The 26,691-nt window shown below is 67.5% G+C and carries 23 protein-coding genes and 2 tRNA genes; 11 read left to right on the top strand and 14 right to left on the bottom strand.

Going from position 1 to position 26,691, the window contains the following annotated elements; translation table 11 throughout:
• Positions 1 to 49: 49 nt before the first annotated feature.
• The gene (locus U1F38_RS03005; RefSeq protein ID WP_409985561.1) at positions 50 to 1,006 is read left to right on the top strand and encodes an NAD(P)-dependent oxidoreductase; all 957 of its coding nucleotides are present in this window, start codon (positions 50 to 52) and stop codon (positions 1,004 to 1,006) included.
• Positions 1,007 to 1,264: 258 nt separating this feature from the next.
• Here the strand turns inward: U1F38_RS03005 and U1F38_RS03010 are convergent, their stop codons facing one another.
• Positions 1,265 to 4,282 (bottom strand): valine--tRNA ligase, encoded by a 3,018-nt coding sequence (locus tag U1F38_RS03010; protein WP_409985562.1) that lies wholly within the window; start codon positions 4,280 to 4,282, stop codon positions 1,265 to 1,267.
• Positions 4,283 to 4,521: 239 nt separating this feature from the next.
• On the opposite strand from U1F38_RS03010, the gene U1F38_RS03015 reads away from it, so the two are divergent.
• The 4 genes from U1F38_RS03015 (at position 4,522) to phaR (ending at position 7,235) form a co-directional block, all read left to right on the top strand.
• Positions 4,522 to 5,640, top strand: coding sequence for a YeeE/YedE family protein (locus U1F38_RS03015; protein WP_409985563.1), 1,119 nt, complete (start codon positions 4,522 to 4,524; stop codon positions 5,638 to 5,640).
• Positions 5,637 to 6,419, top strand: a complete 783-nt coding sequence (locus tag U1F38_RS03020; RefSeq protein WP_409985564.1) for a ThiF family adenylyltransferase — start codon at positions 5,637 to 5,639, stop codon at positions 6,417 to 6,419. The genes U1F38_RS03015 and U1F38_RS03020 overlap by 4 nt, the downstream gene beginning before the upstream one ends.
• Positions 6,420 to 6,480: 61 nt before the next feature.
• Positions 6,481 to 6,556 (top strand) — tRNA-Lys (locus U1F38_RS03025).
• A gap of 136 nt (positions 6,557 to 6,692) precedes the next feature.
• Complete coding sequence (phaR, locus tag U1F38_RS03030; RefSeq protein ID WP_409985565.1) at positions 6,693 to 7,235, top strand: polyhydroxyalkanoate synthesis repressor PhaR; 543 nt, start codon at positions 6,693 to 6,695, stop codon at positions 7,233 to 7,235.
• A 96-nt stretch (positions 7,236 to 7,331) separates the two neighbouring features.
• Here phaR and U1F38_RS03035 read toward each other — a convergent pair whose 3' ends face one another.
• Positions 7,332 to 8,213 carry an arginase family protein gene (locus tag U1F38_RS03035; RefSeq protein WP_409985566.1) on the bottom strand — a complete coding sequence of 294 codons (882 nt, stop codon included), beginning with the start codon at positions 8,211 to 8,213 and terminating at the stop codon, positions 7,332 to 7,334.
• Positions 8,214 to 8,538: 325 nt separating this feature from the next.
• Here U1F38_RS03035 and rimO point away from each other — a divergent pair, with 325 nt between their 5' ends.
• Positions 8,539 to 9,987: a 30S ribosomal protein S12 methylthiotransferase RimO gene (gene rimO, locus U1F38_RS03040; protein WP_409985567.1), complete on the top strand. Its 1,449-nt coding sequence runs from the start codon at positions 8,539 to 8,541 to the stop codon at positions 9,985 to 9,987.
• Positions 9,988 to 10,084: 97 nt separating this feature from the next.
• Here rimO and U1F38_RS03045 read toward each other — a convergent pair.
• Positions 10,085 to 10,169, bottom strand: a tRNA-Leu gene (locus U1F38_RS03045).
• 48 nt (positions 10,170 to 10,217) lie between these two features.
• Here U1F38_RS03045 and rnr point away from each other — a divergent pair.
• Positions 10,218 to 12,473, top strand: a complete 2,256-nt coding sequence (gene rnr / locus U1F38_RS03050; protein ID WP_409985793.1) for a ribonuclease R — start codon at positions 10,218 to 10,220, stop codon at positions 12,471 to 12,473.
• Between the two features lie 109 nt (positions 12,474 to 12,582).
• On the top strand, positions 12,583 to 13,872 hold the full coding sequence (gene ubiM, locus U1F38_RS03055) for a 5-demethoxyubiquinol-8 5-hydroxylase UbiM (RefSeq protein WP_409985568.1): 1,290 nt from the start codon (positions 12,583 to 12,585) through the stop codon (positions 13,870 to 13,872).
• A gap of 72 nt (positions 13,873 to 13,944) precedes the next feature.
• On the opposite strand, the gene U1F38_RS03060 is transcribed toward ubiM, so the two are convergent.
• The 5 genes from U1F38_RS03060 to U1F38_RS03080 all read right to left on the bottom strand — a co-directional run bounded on the left by U1F38_RS03060 (position 13,945) and on the right by U1F38_RS03080 (position 19,349).
• On the bottom strand, positions 13,945 to 15,435 hold the full coding sequence (locus U1F38_RS03060; protein WP_409985569.1) for a tripartite tricarboxylate transporter permease: 1,491 nt from the start codon (positions 15,433 to 15,435) through the stop codon (positions 13,945 to 13,947).
• 179 nt (positions 15,436 to 15,614) lie between these two features.
• On the bottom strand, positions 15,615 to 16,061 hold the full coding sequence (locus U1F38_RS03065; protein ID WP_409985570.1) for a tripartite tricarboxylate transporter TctB family protein: 447 nt from the start codon (positions 16,059 to 16,061) through the stop codon (positions 15,615 to 15,617).
• A gap of 77 nt (positions 16,062 to 16,138) precedes the next feature.
• The gene (locus U1F38_RS03070) at positions 16,139 to 17,119 is read right to left on the bottom strand and encodes a Bug family tripartite tricarboxylate transporter substrate binding protein (protein WP_409985571.1); all 981 of its coding nucleotides are present in this window, start codon (positions 17,117 to 17,119) and stop codon (positions 16,139 to 16,141) included.
• A gap of 134 nt (positions 17,120 to 17,253) precedes the next feature.
• Positions 17,254 to 18,684, bottom strand: coding sequence for a sensor histidine kinase (locus U1F38_RS03075; RefSeq protein WP_409985572.1), 1,431 nt, complete (start codon positions 18,682 to 18,684; stop codon positions 17,254 to 17,256).
• Positions 18,681 to 19,349: a response regulator gene (locus U1F38_RS03080; RefSeq protein WP_409985573.1), complete on the bottom strand. Its 669-nt coding sequence runs from the start codon at positions 19,347 to 19,349 to the stop codon at positions 18,681 to 18,683. The genes U1F38_RS03075 and U1F38_RS03080 overlap by 4 nt, the downstream gene beginning before the upstream one ends.
• A gap of 55 nt (positions 19,350 to 19,404) precedes the next feature.
• Between U1F38_RS03080 and U1F38_RS03085 the strand changes: the two genes are divergently transcribed.
• The 3 genes from U1F38_RS03085 to U1F38_RS03095 are packed head-to-tail and all read left to right on the top strand — an operon-like array spanning position 19,405 to position 22,219.
• On the top strand, positions 19,405 to 20,277 hold the full coding sequence (locus tag U1F38_RS03085; protein ID WP_409985574.1) for an oxaloacetate decarboxylase: 873 nt from the start codon (positions 19,405 to 19,407) through the stop codon (positions 20,275 to 20,277).
• On the top strand, positions 20,267 to 21,427 hold the full coding sequence (prpF, locus tag U1F38_RS03090) for a 2-methylaconitate cis-trans isomerase PrpF (RefSeq protein WP_409985575.1): 1,161 nt from the start codon (positions 20,267 to 20,269) through the stop codon (positions 21,425 to 21,427). Before U1F38_RS03085 ends, prpF begins: the two co-directional genes overlap by 11 nt.
• Positions 21,428 to 21,457: 30 nt before the next feature.
• Complete coding sequence (locus tag U1F38_RS03095) at positions 21,458 to 22,219, top strand: SDR family oxidoreductase (protein ID WP_409985576.1); 762 nt, start codon at positions 21,458 to 21,460, stop codon at positions 22,217 to 22,219.
• Positions 22,220 to 22,338: 119 nt separating this feature from the next.
• Here the strand turns inward: U1F38_RS03095 and U1F38_RS03100 are convergent, their stop codons facing one another.
• From U1F38_RS03100 to U1F38_RS03125, 6 genes are all read right to left on the bottom strand, one after another.
• The gene (locus U1F38_RS03100) at positions 22,339 to 22,722 is read right to left on the bottom strand and encodes a hypothetical protein (RefSeq protein ID WP_409985577.1); all 384 of its coding nucleotides are present in this window, start codon (positions 22,720 to 22,722) and stop codon (positions 22,339 to 22,341) included.
• A gap of 223 nt (positions 22,723 to 22,945) precedes the next feature.
• Complete coding sequence (locus U1F38_RS03105) at positions 22,946 to 23,437, bottom strand: metal-dependent hydrolase (protein WP_409985578.1); 492 nt, start codon at positions 23,435 to 23,437, stop codon at positions 22,946 to 22,948.
• A 103-nt stretch (positions 23,438 to 23,540) separates the two neighbouring features.
• Positions 23,541 to 23,966, bottom strand: a complete 426-nt coding sequence (locus tag U1F38_RS03110; protein WP_409985579.1) for a hypothetical protein — start codon at positions 23,964 to 23,966, stop codon at positions 23,541 to 23,543.
• Between the two features lie 68 nt (positions 23,967 to 24,034).
• Positions 24,035 to 24,406, bottom strand: coding sequence for a DUF2628 domain-containing protein (locus U1F38_RS03115; protein WP_409985580.1), 372 nt, complete (start codon positions 24,404 to 24,406; stop codon positions 24,035 to 24,037).
• A gap of 676 nt (positions 24,407 to 25,082) precedes the next feature.
• Positions 25,083 to 26,093, bottom strand: coding sequence for an IS5 family transposase (locus U1F38_RS03120; protein WP_409985509.1), 1,011 nt, complete (start codon positions 26,091 to 26,093; stop codon positions 25,083 to 25,085).
• Positions 26,090 to 26,464: a hypothetical protein gene (locus tag U1F38_RS03125; protein ID WP_409985581.1), complete on the bottom strand. Its 375-nt coding sequence runs from the start codon at positions 26,462 to 26,464 to the stop codon at positions 26,090 to 26,092. The genes U1F38_RS03120 and U1F38_RS03125 overlap by 4 nt, the downstream gene beginning before the upstream one ends.
• Between the last annotated feature and the right edge of the window lie 227 nt (positions 26,465 to 26,691).

Raw genomic sequence — 26,691 nt, forward strand, 5'->3', positions numbered from 1 at the left:
ATGGTCGGCGCATCGACTGGGCAAAACGGGGATGAGCGTGGAGATATTGTTGTTGGAAAACTTGGCTGCCGATGCCCGCCAGTGGCTGGCTGCACGCCACCACGTGGATTATCGGCCAGAGTTGGCGCGCGATCCGCAAGCCCTGCGCGCGCACCTGTACAAGACCGATGCGCTGGTGGTGCCTTCGTGGCTGCGCGTGGGCAAGCCGCTGCTGGACTTTGCGCCGCGCCTGGTGGCCGTGGGACGCATCCACGAAGGCGGCGACAACATCGACTTCGAAGCCTGCCAGCGCCGGTCTGTGCGCGTGGTGCAGGCCTCCAGCGCGACAGCGCGCGCCACGGCGGAATACCTGCTCACGGCCCTGCTGACCCTGTTTCGCACCAGCGGCAACCTCAACGTCGGCGCTGAGCCAGGCGACTTGCAATCGCCCGGGCGCGAGATCAACGACAGCGCGATCGGCCTGTTCGGCCTGTCGGCGCCGGCGCAGATGCTGGCGCCCATGCTGGTGGCGCTGGGCGCGCGGGTGCTGGGCTACGACCCAACGCTGCATCGCAGCGCCGAGATTTGGACCCGCCTGGGTGTGCATCCCTTGTCGCTGGCCGAAATGCTGGAGACGGTTGACGCCGTGTCCATGCAGACCGCGTACGCCTCACGCTATCGTGGCTTGGTTGGCGAGCGCGTGCTTCAGTCTTGCAAGCCCGGCCAGTTGTGGGTGAGCGCCAGCCGCGCGGCGCTGTTCGACCTGGACGCCCTGGCGCAGGCGCTGCGCTCGGGGCGCCTGGCCGCCTGCTGGATGGACAGCGACGACGATCTGCTGGCCCAGCCGGGGTGCCCGGTGCGGGGCTTGCCCAATCTGCGCATCACGCCGCGCCTGGCGCCGCGCACGCAGGAGTCGTACTTGCGCGGCAGCTGGTATCTGGCCGACCGCCTGCATCAGACGCTGGAGATGAGCGCGCAGCAGGGTGGCTGGAAGGGCACGGCCACGAAGCCGATGCCATTGGGCTGAAAGCGCCGCCCCTGTCCACCCACGGCGCCCTGTTGCGCAATCCCGCCTGGCCGGCTTTTGCGGCCAGGCATGCCGCCGGCTTGTGGGGTCGGGACCTCGGAGGTTGAGAGTTTTTTGGGCGTGCCCGAGGAGCGCGTCAAAACGCGTCCAATCGAGACGCAAAGCGCAGACGTAGCTCGGGCTACGGCGAGCATTTGCAACGACGAGTGGGCGTGTTTTGGCGTGATCAGCGGGCATGGGCAAAAGACTCTCAAGCTCTCAGCCCAGCCGCGCGAGTTGCGCCTGAATTTTTTCCAGCGCCGCGCCAAAGTCGGCCACGCGCTTTTGCTCCTGCTCGATCACCGCCGGCGGCGCCTTGGCCGTGAAGGCGGCGTTGCCCAGCTTGCCCTGGGCCTTGGCCAGTTCGCCCTGTAGGCGCGCGGCTTCTTTGGTCAGGCGGGCCTTTTCGGCGGCCACGTCCACTTGCATGAACAGCGCCAGGCGCGCATCGCCCACCACGGCCGTCGGTGCGGCCTGGGCGGCGGCGGCCCAGTCGGCTTCGCTGGCGAACACCTTGACTTCGCTCAGCTTGGCCAAGCCTTGCAGCGCGCCGGCGTGCTGCTGGATGAAGGCCGCATCGCCCAGCGCAAACAGGGGCAGGCGCTGCGCGGGCGACACGCCCATTTCGCCGCGCAGGTTGCGGCAGGCGTCCACCAGCGCCTTCAGGTGCGCGATCTGCGCTTCGGCCGCCTCGTCGATGTTGGCCGCTTGCGCTTCGGGGTAGGGCGCCACGGCGATCGAGTCGCCCGTCTTGCCGGCCACGGGCGCCACGGCCTGCCACAGCGCCTCGGTCACGAAGGGGATGATGGGGTGCGCCAGGCGCAGGATGACCTCCAGCACGCGCACCAGGGTGCGGCGGGTGGCGCGCTGCTGCGCGGGCGTGCCGGCCTGGATCTGCACCTTGGCGATTTCGAGGTACCAGTCGCAGAACTCGTTCCAGACGAAGTCGTAGAGGGCGCTGGCCACGGTGTCCAGGCGGTAGTCGGCAAAGCCCTTGGCCACGGCGGCCTCGGTCTTTTGCAGCAGGCTGACGATCCAGCGGTCGGCGGCGCTGCGCTCGAGCGCCTGATCCGCCTCGGACCCGCCGCCGGGCCGCCCCAAGGCGGGGCCAGCCCCCTCAGGGGGCAGCGCACCATGCGCAGCAGGGAGCGTGGGGGCCTCATTGCCGCAGTCCTGGCCTTCGCAGTTCATCAGCACAAAGCGGCTGGCGTTCCACAGCTTGTTGCAGAAGTTGCGGTAGCCCTCGCAGCGCTTGCTGTCGAAGTTGACGGTGCGCCCCAGCGTGGCCATGGCGGCAAAGGTAAAGCGCAGCGCGTCGGCGCCGTAGCCCGGGATGCCGTCGGGAAACTCCTTCTTGGTGTTCTCGCGCACCCTGGGCGCGGTCTCAGGCTTGCGCAGGCCCGTCGTCCGCTTGGCCAGAAGGGGTTCGAGCGCGATGCCGTCGATCAGATCGACCGGGTCGAGCACGTTGCCCTCGCTCTTGCTCATTTTCTTGCCGTGCGCGTCGAGCACCAGGCCGTGGATGTACACGTCCTTGAACGGCACCTGGCCGGTGAAGTGCGTGGTCATCATGATCATCCGGGCGACCCAGAAGAAGATGATGTCGTGGCCGGTGACCAGCACGCTGCTGGGCAGGTACAGGGCCAGGTCTTCGGTCTTTTCAGGCCAGCCCAGCGTAGAGAAGGGCACCAGGGCCGACGAGTACCAGGTGTCGAGCACGTCTTCATCGCGCGTCAGTGCGCCGCCATATCCGGCCTTGCGGGCCTTGGCGCGCGCCTCGTCTTCGCTGCGTGCTACAAAAATCGAACCATCCTCGCCATACCAGGCCGGAATCTGGTGGCCCCACCAGAGCTGGCGCGAGATGCACCAGTCCTGGATGTTGTTCATCCACTGGTTGTAGGTGTTGACCCACTGCTCGGGCACGAAGCGCACCGCGCCGGACTGCACGGCGTCGATGGCTTTTTGTGCGATGGATCGGGTGTCGAACGGCTCAGCCGCGCCGGCGCCGGGCCGCCCCAAGCCGGGCGCAGCCCCCTCGGGGGGCAGCGAACCATGCGAAGCAGGGAGCGTGGGGGCCTTATTCATGGCCACGAACCATTGGTCGGTCAGCATGGGCTCGATGATCTGGCCCGTGCGGGCGCAGCGCGGCACCATCAGCTTGTGCTTCCTGGTCTCGATGAGCAGGCCCTGCGCCTGCAGGTCGGCGACGATGGCCTTGCGTGCCGCAAAGCGCTCCATGCCCTGGTACCGGGCGGGCGCCTGGTCGTTGATATGCGCATCCAGCGTCAGCACCCCGATCATGGGCAGACCATGGCGCTGCCCCACCGCATAGTCGTTGGCGTCGTGCGCCGGCGTGACCTTGACGACGCCGGTGCCGAAGTCCTTGTCCACGTAGTCGTCGGCAATCACCGGGATGGCGCGGCCCACCAGCGGCAGCGTGACCGCCTTGCCGATGAAACGCTGATAGCGCTCGTCCTCGGGGTGCACCATCACGGCCACGTCGCCCAGCATGGTTTCGGGCCGCGTGGTGGCCACCACCAGCTGGTCGCCGCTGCCGTCGGCCAGGGGGTAGGCGATGTGCCACAGAAAGCCGTCTTCCTCCGTGCTTTCCACCTCCAGGTCGCTCACCGCGCTTTTCAGCTCCGGGTCCCAGTTGACCAAGCGCTTGCCGCGGTAGATCAGCCCCTGCTCGTACAGCGTGACGAAGGTCTCGGTGACGACCTTCGAGAGCTTGTCGTCCATGGTGAAGTACTCATGGCCCCAGTCCACGCTGGCGCCCATGCGGCGCATCTGGCGCGTGATGGTGTCGCCCGACTGCTGCTTCCACTCCCACACGCGCGCGACGAAGTTCTTGCGGCCCAGATCGTGACGGCTCGTGCCCTGCTCCTGCAACTGGCGCTCGACCACGATCTGCGTGGCGATGCCGGCATGGTCGGTGCCCGGCACCCACAAGGTGTTGAAGCCGCGCATGCGGTGATAGCGCGTCAGGCTGTCCATGATCGTCTGGTTGAACGCATGGCCCATGTGCAGCGTGCCGGTGACGTTGGGCGGCGGCAACTGGATGGCGAAGTTGCGGCCCGCGGCGGCGGCCTCGGCATTGGCGGCGCCGGTGCCGCGCCAGCCCGCGCGTCCCAGGCCGGCCTGCTCCCATGCGGGGCCCCAGTGCGCTTCGATGGCGGCGGGTTCGAACGATTTGGACAGCGCCGCCAGACGGGCTTGGGTGGGTTGGTCGGACATGGTGAGTCGATGGGGCCGACGGCGGGCGCGCCGGCCGGGGTGTGCGAACGGGAAAACCGGCAATTTTAGCCGCGCAGGACGGGGCGCACGAGCGGCCGCGCCGGCGCGAAGTGCACAACGAATATGCCCATCCGGCTTGCCTGAAGAGCGCAAACCGCTATCAAATGTGAAGTGATCCGGGTTCGATCCAGGCTGCGCGAGCGCGCCGCCTCCGGGCCGGTTCAATAAAATCGCCCGCCATGCCGCCCGAGCCCGATGTATCCCTGCTGACCCACGCCGTCCTGGTGGCGACGTTTTTGCTGTCTGCCGCGTTTGGCGCCATCGTGCACCGCACGGGCTTTTGCACCATGGGCGCGGTGACCGATGTGGTGACCATGGGCGAGTGGACACGCATGCGCCAGTGGGCGCTCGCCGCGGGCGTGGCGGTGCTGGGCTTTGCGCTGCTGGCGGCGGGCGGTGTCATTCGCTCGGCGGACACGGTGTATGCCGACTCGCGCTGGATGTGGCTGTCGTCGCTGGTGGGCGGGCTCTTGTTCGGCATCGGCATGGTGCTGGCCTCGGGCTGCGGCAGCAAGAATCTGGTGCGCATGGGCGCGGGCAACCTGAAGGCGCTGGTGGTGTTCATCGTCATGGCGCTGTCGGCCTACATCACGCTGCGTGGGCTGACGGCGGTGTGGCGCGATGGCACGGTGGACCGGGTGTACGTGGCGTTTTCGGGCCCGGCCACGCTGGGCCACCTGGCCGCCGGCGCGCTGGGCTGGTCGCTGCCGGCGGCGCTGCTCGCCAGCGCGCTGGCCGTGGGCGGCGCGCTGGTGGCCTGGGCCTTGCTGGGGCGCGGCTTTGTGCGGGCCAACAACCTGCTGGCGGGCGTGGGCATCGGCGCGGCCATCGTCGGCATGTGGTGGGTCAGTGGGGCGCTGGGCTACGTGGCCGAGCACCCGCAGACGCTGGAGGCGACCTACCTGGGCTCGCGCACCGGCCGCATCGAGTCGTTGACGTTTACCGCGCCGCTGGCCTGGGCCATCGACTGGCTGATGTTCTACAGCGACCGCAACCGCCACCTGGGCATTGCCGCCGTGTCGGTGGCCGGCGTCGTGGTGGGCGGCTTCGTGCATGCGGTGGCCACGCGGCGCTTTCGCTGGGAGGGCTTTCGCACCACCGAAGACCTGGCCACGCACCTGATCGGCGCGGTGCTGATGGGCGTGGGCGGCGTGACGGCGCTGGGCTGCACCATCGGGCAGGGCCTGAGCGGGGTGTCCAACCTCAGCCTGACCAGCTTCAGCGCGGTGGCCAGCATCATTGCCGGCGCGGTGCTGGCACTCAAGGCCCAGGCCTGGCGGCTGGAGCGGCAGGCATGATCGGCGATGGGCTCGACGTGCTCGATGTGGACGCCGAGCGGCGCTTTGGCGGCCTGGCGCGGCTGTACGGGGCGGCCGGCGCCGCGCGCATCCGCGCTGCGCACGTGGCGGTGGTGGGCATTGGCGGCGTGGGCTCGTGGGCGGCCGAGGCGCTGGCGCGCAGCGGCGTGGCGCAGCTCACGCTGATCGACATGGATCACATTGCCGAGTCCAACGTCAACCGGCAAATCCACGCGCTGACCGACACGCTGGGCCAGGCCAAAGCCAGCGCCATGCGCGAGCGCATCGCGCAAATCCACCCGGGCTGCCAGGTGCATGCGGTCGATGCCTTCGTCGAGCCCGGCAACTGGCCGCAGCTGCTGCCGCAGCCGGTGGATGCACTGATCGACGCCTGCGACCGCGTGGCCGCCAAGCTGGCCATGGTGCAGTGGGCGCGCGAGCAGAACATGCGCTTCATCACCGTCGGCGCCGCGGGCGGCAAGCGGGCGGGCGAGCGGGTGGAGATTGCCGACATCGCGCAGGTCACGCACGATCCGCTGATCGCCCAGTTGCGCTATCGCCTGCGCCGCGCCGGTGGCACGCCGGCGGGCGCGCGCCCGCTGGGCGTGCCCTGCGTGTTCAGTCGCGAGGCCGTGGTGCAGCCGGCGGCCTGCGACGCGCCGGCCGCATCGGATGGCAGCCTGAACTGCCACGGCTATGGCTCCAGCGTGGCCGTCACCGCGACCTTCGGCCTGTGCGCCGCGGGTTGGGTGCTCGATCAATTGGCCAAGGCGCCGTGACAACTTGGATATACTCTCGGGCTTGCCGGAATTTCACGCGAGTGGCGTTTCGGGTCAAAGGGGGTCGTTAGCTCAGTTGGTAGAGCAGCGGACTTTTAATCCGTTGGTCGCAGGTTCGAATCCTGCACGACCCACCAAAATCCATTGAGGCCGTGCGATTGTCGCCAGTCGCACGGCCTTGCTGCTTGCAGGGCGGGCGCACATGGCGCGCCACTGCCTGCCCACCCGCCTAGAATTTCCTTCATTGCAAGTGCTTGAAGGATCCGTTGCCGAATGAGCCCCGCCAAAGAGACCGTCGCCCCTGTCACACGCCCGGGCGTGCGGGTCATCAAGAAGTACCCCAACCGTCGGCTGTACGACACCGATGCGTCGTCCTACATCACGCTGGCGCAGGTGCGCGCCCTGGTGATGGAGCGCGAGCGCTTCGTGGTGCTGGATGCCAAGACCGGCGAAAACCTGACGCGCAGCATCCTGCTGCAGATCATCCTCGAGGAAGAGGCCGCCGGCGCGCCGCTGTTCACCGAGGCGGTGCTGGCCGACATCATTCGCTTCTACGGTCACGCCATGCAGGGGTTCATGGGCTCCTATCTCGAGAAGAACATCCAGGCCATGGTCGAGATTCAGACCCAGCTGGCCGAGCAGGCCCAGGGGCTCACCCCCGAGCTGTGGTCGCAGTTCATGCGCCAGCAGGTCCCGCTGATGCAAGGCGTGATGAGCAGCTACCTGGAGCAGTCCAAGGCCACCTTCGTGCAGATGCAGGAGCAGATGGCGCGGCAGGCCGAGCAATTCCTGAGCGCCTTCGGCATGCGTCGCTGACGGCCCGCCTGCGCCCGGCGACCGCGTGCAGGGGGTGCGGCGTTCGGAATCCGGGGTGACGTTTTTCTGATCGCGCCATGCCCGGTGCGAAGCGGCTCAGCCGCTTGTTCCATCGCGTCCGATGAGGGGCAGGCTGGCCAGCGCGTTCTTCAGGCGCAGCATGTCCCAGGGCAGGAACTCCGCGATCCCCAGGCCGACCACATCGCAGGCATGGCTCACGTCCTGCAGCAGCCGGACCACCCGCTCCAGCCGCATCGTGCCTTGCACGATGCCGTCGAACGCGCCCTCCGGCTGATCCGGCCGGTTGAACAGCAGGGGCGAGAAGTGCGCAGGATCGAGCACGTCCAGGTCGAAATGCACGGCCAGGTGGGTGATGCCTTCGGCCTCGATCCAGTCGATGATGGGCTGGCTGTTGTCGGCAATGTCCGCCGCGGGCGTGTGCCGGATGCCGAGCTGCTGAAGAATCGGCCCTTCGGCCTCGGTCCAGGCGCTCATGCCCGCGATCATGACGCGCGCCGGATCGAGCTTGCGCTCGACTTCGGCGGTGAACTCTTCATCGCCGCGCCCCAGCAGCATGCCCAGCACATGGGCGTGGGCGTGCGAGAACTCGGCGGGACTCATGATGTCGGGGTGCGCGTCGATCCACAGCACGCCCAGCTTGCCGTCGTGGCGCCGATTCAGGTAGGCCATCGGCGCCAGATCGATGAGGCAGTCACCGCCCAGCGTGACGATGCGATCGGGCTGGTGCCGCTCGATGGCGGCCCGCGCTGCGCGCGCCTGCGACAGCAGGGCCGTGCGTGCCTTGATGCCGCGTTCGGTTTCCAGCGGCCGGTTGTCAGCGACGGGGACCGCCACCGTTTCTTCCGGCCCCTCATGTGCGGGCGCCAGCCAGCGCAGCAGTTCGGCGCCAAAACGGTAGGCGGGTTCAGCTCCGCCTTGCCATTGCGGCATGTTCAGTCGGAGGGTTTTTGGGCTCATGTGCATTTCCTCGTTGAAAGGCAGACTGCCCGCCATGGGTTGTGTTCCCCAAAGGGACTGCCCGGGTGAAGCGGCCGGTGTCGGCGGGCTTGAGTCATTATGAAAAAGATAAAGAGGTGCAGCGACCGGCCGGGGCTTGTTGGCGCCATCCGCTGGACCCCTGCAGGCGGCCACCCCGCATGGAGCGGTACCCAGAACTGGCGCTGTTTCGATCCCCGGCCAACGGGACGCGGCCACTCGGGGCTCATGCTGCAAGAACGGTTTCACCCGCCTCGCCTACAATACCGGTCTCAGATTGGCCGCCCGGCCGCGCTGTGAAATCCAAATGAAATCAGATACTTGCAGCGCAGCCGCGACGCCGGAAAGCGCCAAGGCTCCCAAAGTCGGCTTCGTCAGCCTGGGCTGCCCCAAGAACCTCACCGACTCCGAGCTGATCCTCACGCAACTCAGCGCCGAGGGCTACCAGACCGCCAAGAGTTTTGAAGGCGCGGACCTGGTCATCGTCAACACCTGCGGTTTCATCGACGAGGCCGTCAAGGAAAGCCTGGACACCATCGGCGAGGCCCTCGCGGTCAATGGCAAGGTCATCGTCACCGGCTGCCTTGGTGCAAAAACGATAGCTGGCAGCGCACATGGGGCAAGCGCTGCAGGCCAGAATGATTCAGAAAACCTGGTCAAGCACCTGCACCCGTCGGTGCTGGCCGTCACCGGGCCGCAGGCCACGCAGTCGGTGATGGACGCGGTGCACCAGCACCTGCCCAAGCCGCACGACCCCTTCATCGACCTGGTGCCGGGCGCGTTTGGCGAGGCGGGGCTCAAGCTCACGCCGCGCCACTACGCCTACCTGAAGATCAGCGAGGGCTGCAACCACCGCTGCACCTTCTGCATCATTCCGTCGATGCGCGGCGATCTGGTCAGCCGCCCGATCGGCGACGTGCTGAAGGAGGCGCAGGCCTTGTTCGAAGGCGGCGTGAAAGAGCTGCTCATCATCAGCCAGGACACCTCGGCCTATGGCGTGGACCTGAAGTACCGCACCGGCTTCTGGGGCGGCCGCCCGGTCAAGACGCGCCTGCTGGAGCTGGTGCAGGCGCTGGGCGAGCTGGCTGCGCCGCATGGCGCCTGGGTGCGCCTGCACTACGTGTACCCGTACCCGAGCGTGGACGAGATCGTGCCCCTGATGGCCGCGGGCCGCGTGCTGCCGTACCTGGACGTGCCCTTGCAGCACAGCCACCCCGAGGTGCTGCGGCGCATGAAGCGCCCGGCCAGCGGCGAGAAGAACCTGGAGCGCATCGAGCGCTGGCGCGCCATGTGCCCCGAGATCGTGATCCGCTCGACCTTCATCGCCGGCTTTCCGGGCGAGACCGAGGCCGAGTTCGAGCACCTGCTGGAGTTCATGCGCGCCGCGCGCATCGACCGCGCGGGCTGCTTTGCCTATTCGCCCGTCGAAGGCGCCGCGGCCAACGATCTGCCGGGCATGCTGCCCGCCGAAGTGCGCGAGGAGCGCCGCGCGCGCTTCATGGCGGTGGCCGAGCAGGTGTCGGCCCAGAAGCTGCACGAGCGCGTCGGCGCCAGCATGCAGGTGTTGATCGACTCGGCCCCCGCCCTGGGCCGGCGCGGCGGGGTGGGGCGCAGCTACGCCGACGCGCCCGAGATCGACGGCGTGGTGCACTTGCTGCCGCCCGAGAAGGCCAGCAAGACGCTGAAGGTCGGCACCTTCACCCGCGCGCGCGTGGTGGGCACGCAGGGGCACGATCTGGTGGCACAGCCCATCTGATGCCCGACCGGCAAAAAAAGACCAAGAAAAAAGCCACCCGAAGGTGGCTTTCCGTTTGCGACAAGTCTGGTATGTTCCAGCCCGTTGCTTTTATTGTTGGTGCCCAGGAGAGGACTCGAACCTCCACGGAGTTACCCGCTAGTACCTGAAACTAGTGCGTCTACCAATTCCGCCACCTGGGCATCAGGAAACAAGGATTCTATATCAAAAATTCAGCCCCCCAAAAAAATCTGCCCGACGAAATCGAAGGTGTGGTTTCCGGCCATCGCGATGGCCATGGCTTTCTGCTGCGCGACGACGGCGAGGCCGACATTTACCTGCCCCCCAACGAGATGCGCGCCGTGCTGCACCGCGACCGCGTGCGCGTGCGCGTGGTGCGCCATGACCGGCGCGGCCGCCCCGAGGGGCGCGTGCTGGAGATCGTCGAGCGCCCGCCGCAGCCCATCATCGGGCGCCTGCTGCACGAGGGCGGCCTGTGGCTGGTGGCGCCCGAGGACAAGCGCTACGGTCAGGACGTGATGATTCCCAAGGGCGCCATCGGCGCGGCCAAGGCCGGGCAGGTGGTCGTCGTCGAGCTGACCGAGCCGCCCGCTCTGTATGGCCAGCCCGTGGGCCGCGTCAAGGAAGTGCTGGGCGAGGTGGACGACCCGGGCATGGAGATCGAGATCGCGGTGCGCAAGTACGGCGTGCCGCACGAGTTTTCCGAAGCCTGCCTGGCCGAGTCCCGCGCGCTGCCCGAGACGGTGCGCCCCAAGGACCGCGCCGGCCGCGTGGATTTGACCGACGTGCCGCTGGTCACCATCGACGGCGAGGACGCGCGCGACTTCGACGACGCCGTCTATGCCACGCCGGCGGTGGTCAGCGGCCGCGGCAAGAAGCCCAACGGCTGGCGCCTGCTGGTGGCCATCGCCGACGTGAGCCACTACGTGCAGACCGGCAGCCCGATCGACGTGGACGCCTACGACCGCGCCACCAGCGTGTACTTTCCGCGCCGCGTGATCCCCATGCTGCCCGAGAAGCTCAGCAACGGCCTGTGCTCGCTCAACCCCGAGGTCGATCGCCTGTGCATGGTGTGCGACATGCTGGTCACCGCAGACGGCGAGGTGCAGGCCTATCAGCTGTACCCCGCGGTGATGAACAGCCACGCGCGCATGACCTACACCGAGGTGGCGGCGATTTTGGCCAACACGCGCGGCCCCGAGGCGGCCCAGCGCAAGGCGCGCGTGCAGGACTTGATCCATCTGCACGAGGTGTTTCGCGCCCTGCTCAAGGCGCGGCAAAAGCGCGGTGCGGTGGACTTCGACACCACCGAGACGCAGATCGTGTGCGACGAGTCCGGGCGCATCGAGAAGATTGTCCCGCGCACGCGCAACGACGCGCACCGGCTGATCGAGGAATGCATGCTGGCGGCCAACGTGTGCAGCGCCGACTTCATCGGCCAGGGCAAGCACCTGGGCCTGTACCGCGTGCACGAAGGCCCCACGCCCGAGAAGGTGGACCTGCTGCGCGCCTACCTGAAGGCGCTGGGCGTGGGCCTGGCCGTCAGCGACGAGCCGCGCCCCGAGGAGTTTCAGCGCATTGCCGACGCCACGCAGGAGCGCGTGGACGCCGAGCAGATCCACATGATGCTGCTGCGCTCGATGAGCCAGGCCATTTATTCGCCCATCAACAGCGGGCACTTCGGGCTGGCGTTCGAGGCCTACACGCACTTCACCAGCCCGATCCGACGCTACCCCGACCTGCTGGTGCACCGCGTCATCAAGGCCATTCTGGCCGGCAAGAAATACCATCTGCCCGCCTTGCCGACGCCCGGCGATGCGCATGAGAAGCTGCGCAAGCGCCTGCAAAAGGACCGCGTGCAGCGCGGGCGTGACAAGGGCGATCCGCGCCACCGCATCTCGCCCGAGATGCAGGACTGGGAAGCCGCCGGCCTGCATTGCAGCGCCAACGAGCGCCGCGCCGACGAGGCCAGCCGCGACGTCGAGGCCTGGCTCAAGTGCAAGTACATGCGCGAGCACCTGGGCGAGGAATACACCGGCACGGTGAGCGCCGTCACCAGCTTCGGCCTGTTCGTCACCCTGACCGACATGTACGTCGAGGGCCTGGTGCACATCACCGAGCTGGGCGGCGAGTACTTCCGCTTCGACGAGGTGCGCCAGGAGCTGCGCGGCGAGCGCACCGGCATCCGCTACGCGCTGGGCACGCGCGTGCGCGTGCAGGTCAGCCGTGTGGACCTGGATGCGCGCAAGATCGACTTTCGCCTGGTGCACGAGGCCGGCGATGCGGTGCTGCGCGGGGCCTTGCGCGACAAGGCCGGCGGCGACGGCAAGCCGTCCGCGGCCAAGGCCGTCAAGTCCGCCAAGTCCGCCAAGGCGCATGCACTGCGCGATGAGGCGGCCGAGCGGCGCTCGCCCATGCAGGCGCTGAAGGCCGCCGTCAAAAAGGCGGCCGCCAAGGCACGCAAGGGCGGCAAGCCGCGGCGTTGAGGGCCGAGGGCGGGTCGCGCCAGGCCCGCCGGCATTGATCCAGTGCAAGGGCCGCGCCCGGGGCCGCGCCGACAATCGGAGAGTCCCTTTGCCGTCTTGCGCGCCCGCCATGCCCTCATCGTCCGTTTCTCCCTGTTCGCCCGATCCGTCGTTCGACACCGACGTGCTGATCGTCGGTGCAGGCCCCGCCGGGCTGTCGCTGGCCGTGGCGCTGGCGCAAACCGGCTGGCGGGCCACGGTGCTGGAGCAGCAGGGCGAGGGCGCCCTGGCCCGCCCAGCGCCGGACGGGCGCGAGATCGCGCTCACGCACCCCAGCGTCGCCACCTTGCAGCGCCTGGGCAGTTGGCAGCGCCTGGCGCCGCACGAGATCGGCCTGCTGCGCCAGGCCCAGGTGCACGACGGGCCGGTGGGCCGGGGCCCGGGCATGACGCTGCACGCGGGCGGCACCGGCTGCGACAACCTGGGCTGGATCGTGCCCAACCACGCACTGCGCCGCACCGCCTGGGACGTGGCGGCGTCCACCCCGGGCGTGCGCATTCTGACGGGCTGCTCGGTCACGCGCGTGAGCGTCACGGACGCGCATGCCGAGCTGGACTGCGTGGCGGCCCAGGGCCGCCAAGCGCCGCCGCAGCGCTTGCGCGCGCCCTTGCTGGTGGCCGCCGACAGCCGCTTTTCGGCCACGCGCCGCCAGCTCGGCATCGGCGCGTCGATGCGCGACTTCGGCCGCACCGTCATCGTCTGCCGGCTGCGCCACGAGGCGCCGCACGGCGAGGTGGCGCACGAATGCTTCGACTACGAGCGCACGCTGGCCATCCTGCCGCTGCCGGACGACCCGGGCAGCGGCACCCCCCAGTGCTCGGCCGTGGTGACCGCCCGCGCCGAGCAGGCACAGGCGCTGCTGGCCTTGTCGCCCGAGGACTTTGCGGCCAGCGTGCAGCGGCAGTTCGGACACCGCCTGGGCCGCATGCACCTGGTGGGCGAGCGCCATGCCTATCCGCTGGTGGCCGTGTATGCCCAGCGTTTTGCCGGCGCGCGCTGCGCGCTGGTGGGCGATGCGGCGGTGGGCATGCACCCCGTGACGGCGCATGGCTACAACCTGGGCCTGGCCGCGGTCGAGCGCCTGGCGCGGGTGCTGGAAGGCGCGTGCGCCCAGGGCGCCGACCTGGGCGATGCCGCGCGGCTGCAGCGCTACGCCAGCGCCCACCACCGCCACGCCTGGCCGCTGTATCAGGGCACCAACGTCATCGTCGGCCTGTACACCGACGAGCGCCCGCTGCCCAAGTTGCTGCGACGCGCCGTGCTGGCCGGCTCCAGCCGACTGCCCCCGCTTCAGGCCTTGATCGTGAGCCAGCTCACGGGGCGCCGGCCGGCTTGGCCGCGCACGGCATCGTCGCCCTGAAGCCGCCAGAAAAAAACCGCGGGACCCTGGCGGGGCCGCGGTTTTTTTTGTCTGCGTCGGCGACGCGAGGCGTCAGCTTGCTCGCCGGCGCAGGCGCAGCAGCGGCGGCACGATCAGCATCAGCGCCGACAGCACCCACAGGCCGATCGAGATGGTGCTCTCGTACAGAATGCCGACCTCGCCGTTGGTGATGGACAGCGCGCGGCGCAGGTTCTGCTCCATCATGTCGCCCAGCACGAAGCCCAGGATCAGCGGCGCCATCGGCACGCCCTGCTTGCGCAGCAGGTAGCCCAGCACGCCGAACACCGACATCAGCACCAGGTCGAACGTGGTGGCGTGCACCGAGTACACGCCCACCGTGCTGACCGCCAGGATGGCCGGCACCAGCAGCCAGTTGGGCGTTTGCAGCATGCGCGCGAACACGCCCACCAGCGGGATGTTGATGATCAGCAGGATGAAGTTGGCGACGAAGAACGAGGCGATCAGGCCCCACACCAGCGCCGGGTTCTGCGTGAACAGCGCCGGGCCGGGCGTGATGTTGTAGAGCGCCAGCGCCCCCATCATCACCGCCGTGGTGCCCGAGCCGGGCACGCCCAGCGTCAGCATGGGCACGAAGGAGCCCGCGGCCGAGGCGTTGTTGGCTGCCTCGGGTGCGGCCACGCCGCGGATGTCGCCCTCGCCGAACTTGGCGTCGGGGCCGGCCAGGCGTTTTTCCAGCGTGTAGGTCATGGCGCTGGCAATGGTGGCGCCCGCGCCCGGCAGCACGCCGATGACGAAGCCCAGCACCGACGAGCGGATGGTGGACCACCACGTGTAGGCCACCTCCTTCAGGTTGAACAGCGCGCGGCCGGTGTTCTTGATCAGGCCGGTGTTCATGAAGTGCTGCTCCAGCATCAGCAGGATTTCGCTGATCGAGAACAGGCCGATCACCAGCACGATGAACTGGATGCCGTCCGACAGGTGCACATCGCCGCCGGTGAAGCGGTACACGCCCGAGTTGGAGTCCAGCCCCACGGTAGCCAGCGCCAGGCCGATGACCGCCGCCAGCGCGGCCTTGACCGGCGCATCGCCCATCAGGCCGGTGATGCAGGCAAAGGCAAACACCATCAGGGCGAAGTATTCCGCCGGCCCGAAGGCCAGGGCCCACCGGGCCAGCAGCGGCGCGAACAGCACGATGCCGCAGGTGGCGATGAACGAGCCAATGAAGGACGACCAGGCCGAGATCGACAGTGCCACCCCGCCCAGGCCCTTCTTGGCCATGGGGTAGCCGTCCAGCGTGGTCATGATGGCGCCGGCGTCGCCCGGCACGTTGATCAAAATCGCCGAGATGCGCCCGCCGAACTCGCAGCCCATGTAGACCGCGGCCAGCAGGATCAGCGCGGTTTCGGCCGGCAGCTTGAGCGCAAAGGCCAGCGGCATCAGGATGGCCACGCCGTTGATCGGCCCCAGCCCCGGCAGCATGCCGACGATGGTGCCCACCAGCGCGCCGATGGCGGCCACCATCAGGTTGTTGAGCGTCAGCGCGACGCCGAAGCCGGTCGCGAGGTATTGCAAGGTATCCATTTCAGTTGTCCATGGCGCTGCGCGTCACCCGCAGCCGATGAAACGCAAAGAGCCCAACGGCCGCGGAGCAGGCCAGGCCAACGATCGCCGCGGAAGGGCTTTGCCCGCCCGCAGGCGATGCCCCGTTGAGGGGGTGGGCGAAACATCGCGCAGCGAGTGAAGACTGGGGGTGTTTCATTTCAACGGCCTCCGAAAATGAAGGACAGCAGGCCGGAGGGCAGCACCACGTCCAGCAGCTTGTCAAAGCCCAGAAACAGCAGCACGCCCAGGCCGACGCCGCCGGCCAGCGACTGCTTCCAGCTGCCGCCAAAGGCCATGCCGACGGGTACGGACATGATCGTCGTGGCCAGCGTGAAGCCCAGGCTCTCGAACAGCAGCGCGTAGACAAAGACCGCGGCCACGGCAAAGGCCAGCGGCCGCAGCGGCACCTGGCGCAGCCAGTTGTCCCGCATGGACGGGCGCACGATCAGCCACAGGCCGCCCAAGGCCATCAGGCCGGCCAGCAGCAGCGGAAAGGCGCGCGGGCCCACGGGTTCGTAGGAAATCGGCGCCGCGTAGTCCGCAGCGGCCCAGGCCATGCCTGCGGCCACCGCGACACAGGCGACACCCAGAATGCGATCGCTCATGGTGATGGGTTCCAGTTGCAGTCGACAGCGCCGGCCACGGGGCCGTCAGGCCGCGCGGCCAGGCGCCAAGACTGGGTTTACTTGGCGACGGCCAGGCCGAAATCGGCCGCCAGCTTGCGGTAGTCGCCCACGCGCTGCTTGATGTAGGCGTCCAGCTCGGGGCCGGTCTTGGTGAAGGGGAACAGGCCGCGCTCGCCGCGCAGCTTGGCGAATTCGGGCGTGGCCATCATCTTGTTGAAGGTATCGGTCCACACCTTGAAGTCGGCGTCGCTCACCTTGGGCCCCATGTAGAACCCGCGGATGATCGGCCACTCGACGTCCATGCCCTGCTCCTTGGCGGTGGGCACGCTGGCCAGCTTGCCCTCCAGGCGCTTGTCGGCCATCACGGCCAGCACGCGGATCTTGGCGCCGGCCTTCATCTGCTCTTCGGCCTCGGAGGCGTCGCCCGAGTACACCTGCACGTGGCCGCCCTGCAGCGCGGTAGAGGCCTCGCCGCCGCCTTCAAAGGCCACGAAGCGCATCTTGCGCGGGTCCAGCCCGGCGGCCCTGGCCGTCAGCGCAGCCTTCATCCAGTCCTGGCTGCCCACGGTGCCGCCGGCGCCGAACACCACCTTGGTCGGGTCGGCCTTGATGGCGGCCACCAGGTCCTTGAGCGACTTGAAGGGCGAGTTGTCGGCCACGATGATCGCGCCGTAGTCGGCGCCGACGGCGGCCAGCCAGCGCACGTCGCTTTCGTTGTAGCGGCCGAACTTGCCCTGCGCCAGGTTCAGCAGCGAGCCGCCCGAGTAGGCCACGATCGTGTTGTTCTCGGCCGGGCGCTGGGCGACCACGGCGTTGTAGGCCACCGCGCCGATGCCGCCGGGCATGTAGGTCACGCGCATCGGGTCCTTGATGAACTTGCCCTCCAGCAGGCCGGACTGCGCCAGCTTGCAGGTCAGGTCGAACCCGCCGCCGGGCTTGGCCGGCGCGATGCATTCGGTCTTGTCCAGCGGGCCGGCGTGCGCCAGGCCCATGCCACTGGCCAGGGCCAGGATCGCGAGGGTGTGTTTGAGCTTCATGAACAAGTCTCCTTGAGCGGTTCGTGTTGCGGGAAAGGACGCCGGGCATTCGTGCTTCATGCAGGAATGCGGCAAGAGCAGGGCAACTTTATCGACCGGGTACTTTCAAGGACCTTTCAATTCGGCGGCTCCGTTCAGGGTTTTCCCTGTGTTGATGCGGGTTTTGGTGCGTCCGCGGGGTGCAGCGGCAGTCGCAACCGGGCCACGAAGCCCCGCCCGTCCGCGCCGTTGCGCAGCTCCAGCGCGCCGCCATGGCGCTCGGCCACGGCGCGCACGATCGGCAGGCCCAGGCCGGTGCCGCCCGGGCGCGCGTGACGACCGCGAAAAAAGCGCTCACTGGCGCGCGGCAGCTCGTCGGGCTCCAGGCCCGGGCCGTCGTCGTGCACGCCCAGCAGCGCGTCGCCGCCGGCGTGCTCCACCGTCACGGTGACGTGGCCGCCGGCCGGGGTGTAGCGCAGCGCGTTGTGCACCAGGTTGGTCAGCGCCTCGCGCAGCAGTGCCGCGTTGGCCAGGACGGGCAGCGCCGGCAGCGCGCTGTCGAAGCCCAGGTCGATCTGCGCGGCGCGCGCGCGCGGCCACCAGGAGCGCGTGAGATCGCGCGCCAGCGCCACCAGATCGACCGGCTCCAGCGGCGCCTCGGCGGCGTCGGCGTGCGCCAGCGCCAGCATCTGGTTGATCTGCCGTGCGGCGTCGTCCAACTGCTGGCGAATGGCCAGCAGCGCTTCGCGCACCGCGCCGGGCGGCGCCTCGCGCAGGGCATAGTCCACCTGCGTGGTGAGCGTGGTCAGCGGCGTGCGCAGCTGGTGCGAGGCGTCGTCCACGAAGTGCCGGCGCGCCTCGCTGGCCTGCTGGTGGCGCGCCATGTGGTGGTTGATGGATTCGACCAGCGCGCGCGCCTCGGCCGGCACCTGGGCCGGCGGAATCGGCGTCAGGTCACCCGGCGTGCGGGCCTGCACCTGGGCCGACAGGCGCGCCAGCGGGCGCAGCGCCCACCCGGTGGCCAGCGCCATCAACGCCAGCGCCAGGATCACCAGCAGGGCGTTGCGCGCCATGGCCTCCATCAGCAGGGCGCGCGTGAAGTCCTGGCGCGAAGTCAGGGTCTCAGCCACCTGGATCACCACGCGCTGCACCCCGGTTTGTCCGGCCAGCGGCGTGGGCAGCAGCCGCGTGTACGAGCCCAGCCGCACCGCCTGGCCGTGGTAGACCGCATCGCGAAAGCGCGGGCGGCCGTTGATGAGGCTGGCTTCGGGCGACGGCAGGTCGGTGTTGCCGATCTCGACCAGGCCGTCCTCGGTGGCCACGCGAAAGAACACCTCGCCGCCGGCGGTGAGCTCGAAGAACTCCAGCAGGGTGTAGGGCAGCTCCACCCCCAGGCCGCCGCCGGCGGTGGTGATGTTCACGTCAATGGCCTTGATGGCGCCGGCCAGCGAGCGGTCGTACGCGGCGTTGGCGGCGGCGGCCACCGTGCGCCAGGTGCCCCACAGGCTGACGCCCGAGGCCAGCAGCATGCCGGCGGCCAGCACGCCCAGCAGCGTGCGGCGCAGGCTGGCGCCGCGCCCCCTCATGCGGTGGCCTCCAGCACATAGCCCAGTCCGCGCAAGGTGACGATGCGCACGCCGGTGCCGTCCAGGCGCTTGCGCAGCCGGTGCATCAGCACCTCGATGGCCTCGGGGCTGACGTCGCGCGCGTCGGACACCACGCGGTCGAGGATTTCCGTCTTGGACAGCGGCTCGCCCAGGTGCTGGATCAGCACGCGCAGCACGGCGTGTTCGCGCGGGGTCAGCGCCAGGGGCTGACCGTCCAGCGTGAAGCCCTTGGTGCCGGCGTCCCAGGTGAGCGGCCCGCAGCTCTGGCGCCAATGGGCGCTGCCCCGCGCGCGGCGGATCAGCGCGTGCAGGCGGGCCTCCAGCTCGGCCAGATCGAAGGGCTTGGCCAGAAAGTCGTCGGCGCCTTCGTTGAGCGTGCCCACCCGCGCCATCAGCGAGTTGCGCGCCGTCAGAATCAGCACCGGCAAGCGCTCGTCCTGCGCGCGCAAGGCCGCGAGCACCTGGTGGCCGTCCAGCCCGGGCAGGCCCAGGTCCAGCACCAGCGCGTCGTAGCTGCGCGCCGCCAGGCTGGGCAGCACATCGCGCCCGTCGCTCACCCAGTCGGCCAGCAGGCCGCCGCGCTCCAGCGCGCGCGCCAGCCAGTTGGCCAGCTCGGGCTCGTCTTCTGCCAGCAGGATGCGCATGTCGGGTCTCCTCGTTTGCCTGCGCCGGGTAGCATCATCGCTTTGGAGATGCCTGATGACCGCCAAAGATACCCGCAAAACCCTGCTGCATCTGGCGCAGCAACGCCGCGCCACCCTGGTGCCCGGCGCCTTCAACGCGCTGTCGGCGCGCGTGATCGAGGAGCTGGGCTTTGCCGCCATCTACATCACCGGCGCGGGCGTGACCAACATGAGCCTGGGCCTGCCCGACCAGGGCTTCATGGGCCTGGCCGAGATCTGCGAGCACACGCAGCGCATCCGCGACGCGGTGCAATTGCCGCTGATCGTCGATGCCGACACCGGTTTCGGCAACGCCGTCAACGTCTATCACACGGTGCGTCGGCTTGAGCGCGCCGGCGCCGACTGCGTGCAGCTGGAGGACCAGACCAGCCCCAAGCGCTGTGGTCACTTCAGCGGCAAGGACGTGGTGAGCACTGCCGAGATGGTCGGCAAGATTCGCGCCGCCGTCGATGCCCGCGCGGACAGCGGGCTGCTGGTGATGGCCCGCACCGACGCGGCCGCCGTGCATGGTTTTGACGCCGCCGTCGAGCGCGCCGCGCGCTACGCCGAGGCCGGCGCCGACATCCTGTTCGTCGAGGCGCTGACCGAGGCTGAGCAGGTGCGCGCGCTGCCCGGTTTGCTCGATCGCCCGCTGCTGATGAACCTGGTGCTGGGCGGGCGCACCCCCGTGCTGGCGCAGCCCGAGCTGGCCACCGCCGGCTATGGCCTGGTGCTGTACGCCAACGCGGCGCTGCAGGCGGCCGTCGCGGGGATGACGCGGGCGCTCGCGCAACTGAAGGCGACCGGCGCGCTCAGCGAGGACCCGGCGCTGGTCGCACCCTTTGCCGAGCGCCAGCGCCTGGTCAACAAGCCCGCGTGGGACGCGCTGGAGCGCCGCTATGCCGACTGAATCCGTCGCCATCGCCGCCACCCTCATGCGCGGCGGCACCAGCAAGGGCCTGTTTTTTTTGCCGTCCGATCTGCCGGCCGACCCCGCCGCGCGCGACGCGCTGCTGCTGCGCGCCATCGGCAGCCCCGACCCATACGCGCGCCACATCGACGGCCTGGGCGGCGCCACCTCCAGCACCAGCAAGGTGGTGCTGGTGCAGCGCTCGGCCCAGTCCGGCTGCGACGTGGACTACCTGTTCGGCCAGGTCGCCATCGACCAGCCGCTGATCGACTGGAGCGGCTCCTGCGGCAACCTGGCGGCCGCCGTGGGGCCGTTTGCGCTGCACGCCGGCCTGGTCGATGGCGCGCCTGCCGACGGCCGGGCCACGGTGCGCATCTGGCAGGCCAACCTGGGCCAGCGCATCGTGGCGCACGTGCCCATGCAAGGCGGCCAGGTGCAGGAGATGGGCAACTTTGCGCTGGACGGCGTGCCGTTTCCGGCCGCCGAGATCCGGCTGGACTTTCTGGACCCCGCGGGCGGGGGCGGCTTGCCGCTGCTGCCCACGGGCCATGTGCGCGACACGCTCGATGTGCTCGGCCTGGGCCCCGTCGAGGCCACGCTGATCAACGCCGGCAATCCCACCGTCATCGTCCATGCGGCGGCCCTGGGACTGGCCGGCGCCGAGCTGCCGCGCGCGCTCAATGCCGATGCCGCGCTGCTGGCGCGCTGTGAAGCGGTGCGCGCGCAGGCGGCCGTCGCCATGGGCCTGGCCACCACGCCTGAGCAGGCCACGCGCGAGCGTCCGGCCACGCCCAAGCTGGCCCTGGTGGCGCCCCCTGCCGGCTACGTCGCCAGTGACGGTCGCGCCGTGGCCGCCGGCCAGATGGACATGCTGGTGCGCATGGTTTCGATGGCCCAGTTTCACCACGCGCTGCCGGGCACCGGTGCCATTGCGCTGGCGGCGGCTGCGGCGCTGCCCGGCACGCTGCTGGCGCCCTGGCGCCCGGCCCACGGCGGCGGCTTGCGCATGGGCCACCCGGCCGGCTGCATCGAGACCGAGGCCGAGGCCGGCCAGGACGCCGGCGGCGCCTGGCACATCCGCCGCGTCAGCGTCAGCCGCAGCGCGCGGCGCCTGATGACGGGGCAGGTGTGGGTGCCGCCCGGCGCATGAGTCGAATTTCAACCTGGAAGGATGTTTTCAATGAATGCTTCGACAACCCCCCGCGTCGCCATCGTCACCGGCGCCGGCAGCGGTATCGGCAAGGCGGTGGCGCAGGCCCTGTTGCACGACGGCTGGCACGTGGTGCTGGCCGGGCGCCGCGCCGAGCCCCTGCAAGCCGTGGCGCAAGCCAGCGGCGCCGGCGCCCGCGCGCTGGCCGTGCCCACCGACGTGACCGATCCGGCGGCGGTCACCGCGCTGTTCGACCGCGCCGTGGCCGCTTTCGGCCGCGTGGACCTGCTATTCAACAACGCCGGCATCAGCGGCCCGCCCAAGCTGCTGGAAGACCTGACGCCCGAAGACTGGCGCGGCGTGGTCGATGTCAACCTGACCGGCATGTTCCTGTGCCTGCAAGCGGCCTTTCGCGTCATGAAGGCGCAGACCCCGCGCGGCGGACGCATCATCAACAACGGCTCCATCTCGGCCACCACGCCGCGGCCCAATTCGATTGCCTACACCGCCACCAAGCACGCCGTGACGGGGCTGACCAAGGCCGCCTCGCTGGACGGGCGCAAGTACGACATCGCCGTCGGCCAGATCGACATCGGCAACGCCGCCACCGACATGACCCGGCGCATGGCCGCCGGCATCCTGCAGGCCAACGGCCAGACCGCCGTCGAGCCCGTGATGGACGTGGCCAACGTCGGCCGCTCCATCGTCTACATGGCCAGCCTGCCGCTGGACGCCAACGTCATGTTCCACACCGTGATGGCGACGCAAATGCCGTTTGCCGGACGCGGATGAGTGGGCCCGTCATGCCTCCAGAAACTATCAAAACAATAGCTGCTTGCGCTTGATGGGCGCGCGCCAGATGGGTTTTTATCTTGATATTCGGTGCGCACCGTGTTCGGGTCGGCGCAGCCTCAACCCGGCTTGCGCGACCGGCTCAGGCGGCGCGCATTGGCGCGGGCGCGCCGCTGATAGGGCCGGAGGGCGTTGTTGGCCGTATTCGCCATGGCGTGGGCGGACCACGGCGGCACCTGGCCGCGCGCCCAGGAGGACCATGCGCCAAAGAACAGCTGTTGCGACAGGCTGAACGCGCTCATCACCATGGCGAAATACGACTCGGCCGCCGCCGCCTGCTTTTCGGCAAACATGCGAAAAAATTCGGCCTGGCCGCTGGCCGACAACAGCGCGCCCGGCTGGGCGAATTGCAGCGTTCGGCTGGCGATGACCAGGGGCGAGTGCAGGGACAGGCTGGCGAGGGTCTGCGCGAGTTGAAAAGGGCTGGAGCGGGCAGGGTTCATGACGGATGCGGTGACTTGCGAGGACAGCTCGGGGCAGCAGGGCCGGCGGCGGGCGTGGGGGAATGCCGGCGAAGGTGGCCGGCAAGGGGACGGATGCTATCCGACATCCGGTTTGTCCGTGTTTTCGGCTCCCCTTGTCGCAGGGACACTTGAACATCAGGGAAACTTGGCGGGCGAGGAAAACGGTTCGGGGCAGAAAGATCTGACCCCAATTTTTCCCTTGTCATCCCGATGACCGAGCCTGCGCCTTCGCCCGCATCAATGCCATCGGTAACCCCACCACGCCGGCCACCAGACAGGCCAGGTGCAACGGGTCGATGCCGATCAGGTCGAGCATGGGGTTGCCGCGCAACAGGGGCCAGGCGGGCGCCATGTCGGCATGCATGATCGCGTCCAGCAGCACGTGCGAGAAGGTGCCCACATAGGCCCCCGTCATGGCCGCCAGCCAGGTCAGCGGCGGGTGCGCGATCTTGCGCCAGCGCAGCACCATGGTGCTGATGGGCTTGCCGATCACGGCCGCAACGCTGCCGATGACCAGCGCCCCCAGCCCCGTGTGCGTCACGCCGTGCAGCACGTCCCGGTCCTGCAGGATGCCGATCAGCGGCTCCAGGTCCATCAAGACCTGCGCTCCGCCAAAAACCATGAAGCTGAAGTGCCGGCCGCCCAGGGCCTTGAAGGCCAGGCCGGGGCCGAGATGGATGGGGGTGAAGGGCATGGTGGTTTGGCCGTGAAATGTTCAATGACCTGGAACGATGGGTGGAACCGGCGCCCCTGCTTGCGCCACGGCTGCGGCCTCCTGACCTGCGCTCGACACCGGGCTACCGCCTCTGGCCGAACGCAAGGCGCGTGCGAATCTGGTCCGCCAACTGCGCCAGGCTGCCGCGATACAGCCAGATCACCGCGCACATCCCGTACAGCGACAGCGACGCCGGCGCGTTGGCCGCGCGCATGAAGGCCAGCGCGGCCGGGTCCGCGAAATGCCAGTAGATCGCGTAGCAGCCATCCACGGCAAACCAGGTCGAAGCCGCCGCCAGGGGCAGCTGCCGCCACCGGCGCTCCAGCAGCGCGCGCAGGCTGCAGGGCGCAGTCAGATAGGTCAGACCCGCCATGATGAAGCTGATGGGAATGTCCCAGTCCGGCGCCGGCATGTGGATGGAGCCGAGCACGAGCAAAGCGATACCCGCCGCCAGTGAAAACAGTTTCCAGGGGCGGAGGTATTCGGATGGGGCGTAGAGAAAATTCACTGACATTTAAAAACGTTCATCTGACCCCAATTTTTCCCAGATTTTTGACGGTCCGCTGGAGTGACTTGTTAGCGTTCTACACTTGCAGCCTTCAAGTACAGCGCTACGGCGCCTTCTGGATTGGCGGCGGTTACTGTATCCGCTTGCTCGTAGCCGCGAGAAATAAGGTTTTTTTCACGCCACGAATTTCCATTCATGCCGAAAACGATGTTGATGATGATTGAAACAACGTTTATGAGGGCGTCACCACCATCGCCGCCACTAGCTGCGCCTACAATGAAGCCGAACACCAAAATGCCGATAAAAACAGAGACACCAAGTGCCCACTGCTTTTTCACCATTGCCCAAATAAAACTGAAAAAGAAGGCGGGCCAAGACCACCCTTGTTTGACAGCCTCGCTATTACCGGACGGATGTTTGAAGATTTTGTACTGTTTCATGGTAGTTCCCATTTTGTTGAAACGCTAACTTCAAAATTAACCGGCGTTGTAGCCAAGCCGGACCTATCAGAAACCGAAGCAGATTGTGGCTGAAACGTCGGCGTTGAATGCGAGGTTAGGCCACATGATGCACGATGCTTTTGAAAGCAGCCAAAAGGCCGACGGCCGTGCATACGGTGACAAGGATTGGATACAAGCGAAAAGTAAACCAATACATAATTGGCTCAGCATCTCGTCGGTAAATGCGTACTTGGGTGCCCCATCCACGAGCCATGATTTCCTGAGTGGAATAACCTTTGAAAAGCAACCAGGTGAATACCGCGCCTAGCGCGAAAAATATGATTGCGATCATTGCATTTTTCGTGTGATTCCTGGTGCGGCCTAACGCCTTGAGTTCATTCGCCGCCGTAGACGGTCGGCTGCGACGAATAATTGGAACATTAATCTTGGATGGTGACTAAAATACCATTATCGAAATACAAATACCAGAGGGGCATTCCGTTGTAATTAGTGAACACCCATTGCTCTCTAGGGAACCACTGAACAATGGCCGCCGAAAGCTCGGCCATCAGAATTTGCATCCTTCGTTTCATGATGCGGCTTGCGGTTTGCGACTCGGGCTGTTTTCAAGCCTTGTTTTTGCCTTTTCGGCCTCTTTGAAGCCCCGTTTGCGCTTTCAAGGCGCACCTGTGCCTTGCAACTGCAATAGCGGCATCTTGAGCAACACCAGGTTGGCCAACGCGAACATCACGTTCAGTTGGCTCGCGTTCTTGGCCAAGCCACGATAGCGCAGCTTCTTGTGGCCAAAGAGGTTCTTGACCACGTGAAACGGATGCTCGATGCGCGCGCGAATCTGCGCCTTCACCCGCTCCAGCGCCTGCTTCAACTGCTTGGTCAAGCCCTCGGGCATGGCCTTGATCTTGTGACGGCGCTCCGCGACGTGCCAGTTGACGTCCGCTTTGATGCGTCCCTCATCTTGCGCCGCTTTGACCTCCTCGCGCTTTTCAACGCCCGTGAAGCCTGCATCGGCGTGTACATCGCTTTCCTGACCGTGCAGCAGGTGGTGAGCGTTGGCCACGTCCGACTCGTTGGCTGCGGTGACATGGATGCTGTGCACTGCACCCGAGTCAGAGTCGGCCCCGATATGCGCCTTCAACCCGAAGTGCCACTGATTGCCCTTCTTGGTCTGGTGCATCTCGGGATCGCGCTGGCCATCCTTGTTCTTGGTGGAACTCGGTGCGGCGATGATGGTGGCGTCAATCATCGTTCCCTCACGCATGAGCAGGCCTTGCTCGCTCAGGTGCTGGTTGATCTGCTCGAAGATCGCCTTGCCCAGCTCGCGCTGCTCGAGCAGGCGGCGGAACTTGAGCAGCGTGGTGGCATCGGGTGCGCTCTCGCGCGCCAAGTCGATACCCACAAACTCGCGCATGGCGCAGCTGTCGTACAGCGCATCTTCCAGCGCCTCATCGCTGAGCGCGTACCACTGCTGCACGAAGTACATGCGCAGCATGCGCTCAAGGCCGATGGGCGGGCGGCCAACGCGGCCACTGCTGGGGTAGTGCGGCTCAATGAGGGCCAGCAGGCGCTGCCAGGGCACCACCTTCTGCATCTGGCCCAAGAACTTCTCGCGGCGCGTCACGCGCTTCTTGCCTGCATACTCCAAGCTGGCAAAGCTGACTTGTTTCATGCTCCGAGTTTAGTAGCAAACGCAGCAATCGACCATCGGGGTTGGCCCGAATAAATCAGCGTTTCCCTAGTACCTCTTGCGGTTTTGGTGGCATTAATTTTAAATGGGCCACACCACTTAAACGCCTTCGTGGAACGACATTGATCGGACTTTATAACTTGGCTAACCTCACTAGCAGACATGCCAATCTGAGGCTCCCAATTTTTCATTTCAATTTGCTTGGAAAGTTTGTTGACTTCCTCTTGCTTTCGCTGTTCATAATCTGGACATGCTTGCTCTGTCCAGTTTCCGCTTTTGTCTTTACATTTGTACGTATGAGCTTGGGCGGAAGAAAGGAACAGGGTAAACAACAGGAGGAAAAAATAACGCATGGTATCTTTCAATCTAACGCCTGAGTTCAGCCGCCGCCGTAGGCGGTCGGCTGCGACGAATAGTTAGACATTCCCAGATTTGATATGTTTCGTAGTTTGAATTGCCTTCTGCAGCTTCATCTGCAGGTCACTAGGCATCACCTGAAAAGGTAATGCGCTAGCAGCAGCGACGAGCCGAAGAAGCGCACTGGCTGCTATTTCGAGCTCGGCGCGAAGAGGGCCTTCAT

This window comes from Ottowia sp. (genome assembly GCF_046348305.1).
Classification (GTDB): domain Bacteria; phylum Pseudomonadota; class Gammaproteobacteria; order Burkholderiales; family Burkholderiaceae_C; genus Ottowia.

What these genes read in the sequence shown, in the direction of transcription:
- U1F38_RS03010 (WP_409985562.1), bottom strand. Translation starts at nt 4,282, where the DNA reads ATGTCCGACCAACCCACCCAAGCCCGTCTGGCGGCGCTGTCCAAATCG.
- U1F38_RS03015 (WP_409985563.1), top strand. Translation starts at nt 4,522, where the DNA reads ATGCCGCCCGAGCCCGATGTATCCCTGCTGACCCACGCCGTCCTGGTG.
- U1F38_RS03020 (WP_409985564.1), top strand. Translation starts at nt 5,637, where the DNA reads ATGATCGGCGATGGGCTCGACGTGCTCGATGTGGACGCCGAGCGGCGC.
- phaR (WP_409985565.1), top strand. Translation starts at nt 6,693, where the DNA reads ATGAGCCCCGCCAAAGAGACCGTCGCCCCTGTCACACGCCCGGGCGTG.
- U1F38_RS03035 (WP_409985566.1), bottom strand. Translation starts at nt 8,213, where the DNA reads ATGAGCCCAAAAACCCTCCGACTGAACATGCCGCAATGGCAAGGCGGA.
- rimO (WP_409985567.1), top strand. Translation starts at nt 8,539, where the DNA reads ATGAAATCAGATACTTGCAGCGCAGCCGCGACGCCGGAAAGCGCCAAG.
- ubiM (WP_409985568.1), top strand. Translation starts at nt 12,583, where the DNA reads ATGCCCTCATCGTCCGTTTCTCCCTGTTCGCCCGATCCGTCGTTCGAC.
- U1F38_RS03060 (WP_409985569.1), bottom strand. Translation starts at nt 15,435, where the DNA reads ATGGATACCTTGCAATACCTCGCGACCGGCTTCGGCGTCGCGCTGACG.
- U1F38_RS03065 (WP_409985570.1), bottom strand. Translation starts at nt 16,061, where the DNA reads ATGAGCGATCGCATTCTGGGTGTCGCCTGTGTCGCGGTGGCCGCAGGC.
- U1F38_RS03070 (WP_409985571.1), bottom strand. Translation starts at nt 17,119, where the DNA reads ATGAAGCTCAAACACACCCTCGCGATCCTGGCCCTGGCCAGTGGCATG.
- U1F38_RS03075 (WP_409985572.1), bottom strand. Translation starts at nt 18,684, where the DNA reads ATGAGGGGGCGCGGCGCCAGCCTGCGCCGCACGCTGCTGGGCGTGCTG.
- U1F38_RS03080 (WP_409985573.1), bottom strand. Translation starts at nt 19,349, where the DNA reads ATGCGCATCCTGCTGGCAGAAGACGAGCCCGAGCTGGCCAACTGGCTG.
- U1F38_RS03085 (WP_409985574.1), top strand. Translation starts at nt 19,405, where the DNA reads ATGACCGCCAAAGATACCCGCAAAACCCTGCTGCATCTGGCGCAGCAA.
- prpF (WP_409985575.1), top strand. Translation starts at nt 20,267, where the DNA reads ATGCCGACTGAATCCGTCGCCATCGCCGCCACCCTCATGCGCGGCGGC.
- U1F38_RS03095 (WP_409985576.1), top strand. Translation starts at nt 21,458, where the DNA reads ATGAATGCTTCGACAACCCCCCGCGTCGCCATCGTCACCGGCGCCGGC.
- U1F38_RS03100 (WP_409985577.1), bottom strand. Translation starts at nt 22,722, where the DNA reads ATGAACCCTGCCCGCTCCAGCCCTTTTCAACTCGCGCAGACCCTCGCC.
- U1F38_RS03105 (WP_409985578.1), bottom strand. Translation starts at nt 23,437, where the DNA reads ATGCCCTTCACCCCCATCCATCTCGGCCCCGGCCTGGCCTTCAAGGCC.
- U1F38_RS03115 (WP_409985580.1), bottom strand. Translation starts at nt 24,406, where the DNA reads ATGAAACAGTACAAAATCTTCAAACATCCGTCCGGTAATAGCGAGGCT.
- U1F38_RS03120 (WP_409985509.1), bottom strand. Translation starts at nt 26,093, where the DNA reads ATGAAACAAGTCAGCTTTGCCAGCTTGGAGTATGCAGGCAAGAAGCGC.
- U1F38_RS03125 (WP_409985581.1), bottom strand. Translation starts at nt 26,464, where the DNA reads ATGCGTTATTTTTTCCTCCTGTTGTTTACCCTGTTCCTTTCTTCCGCC.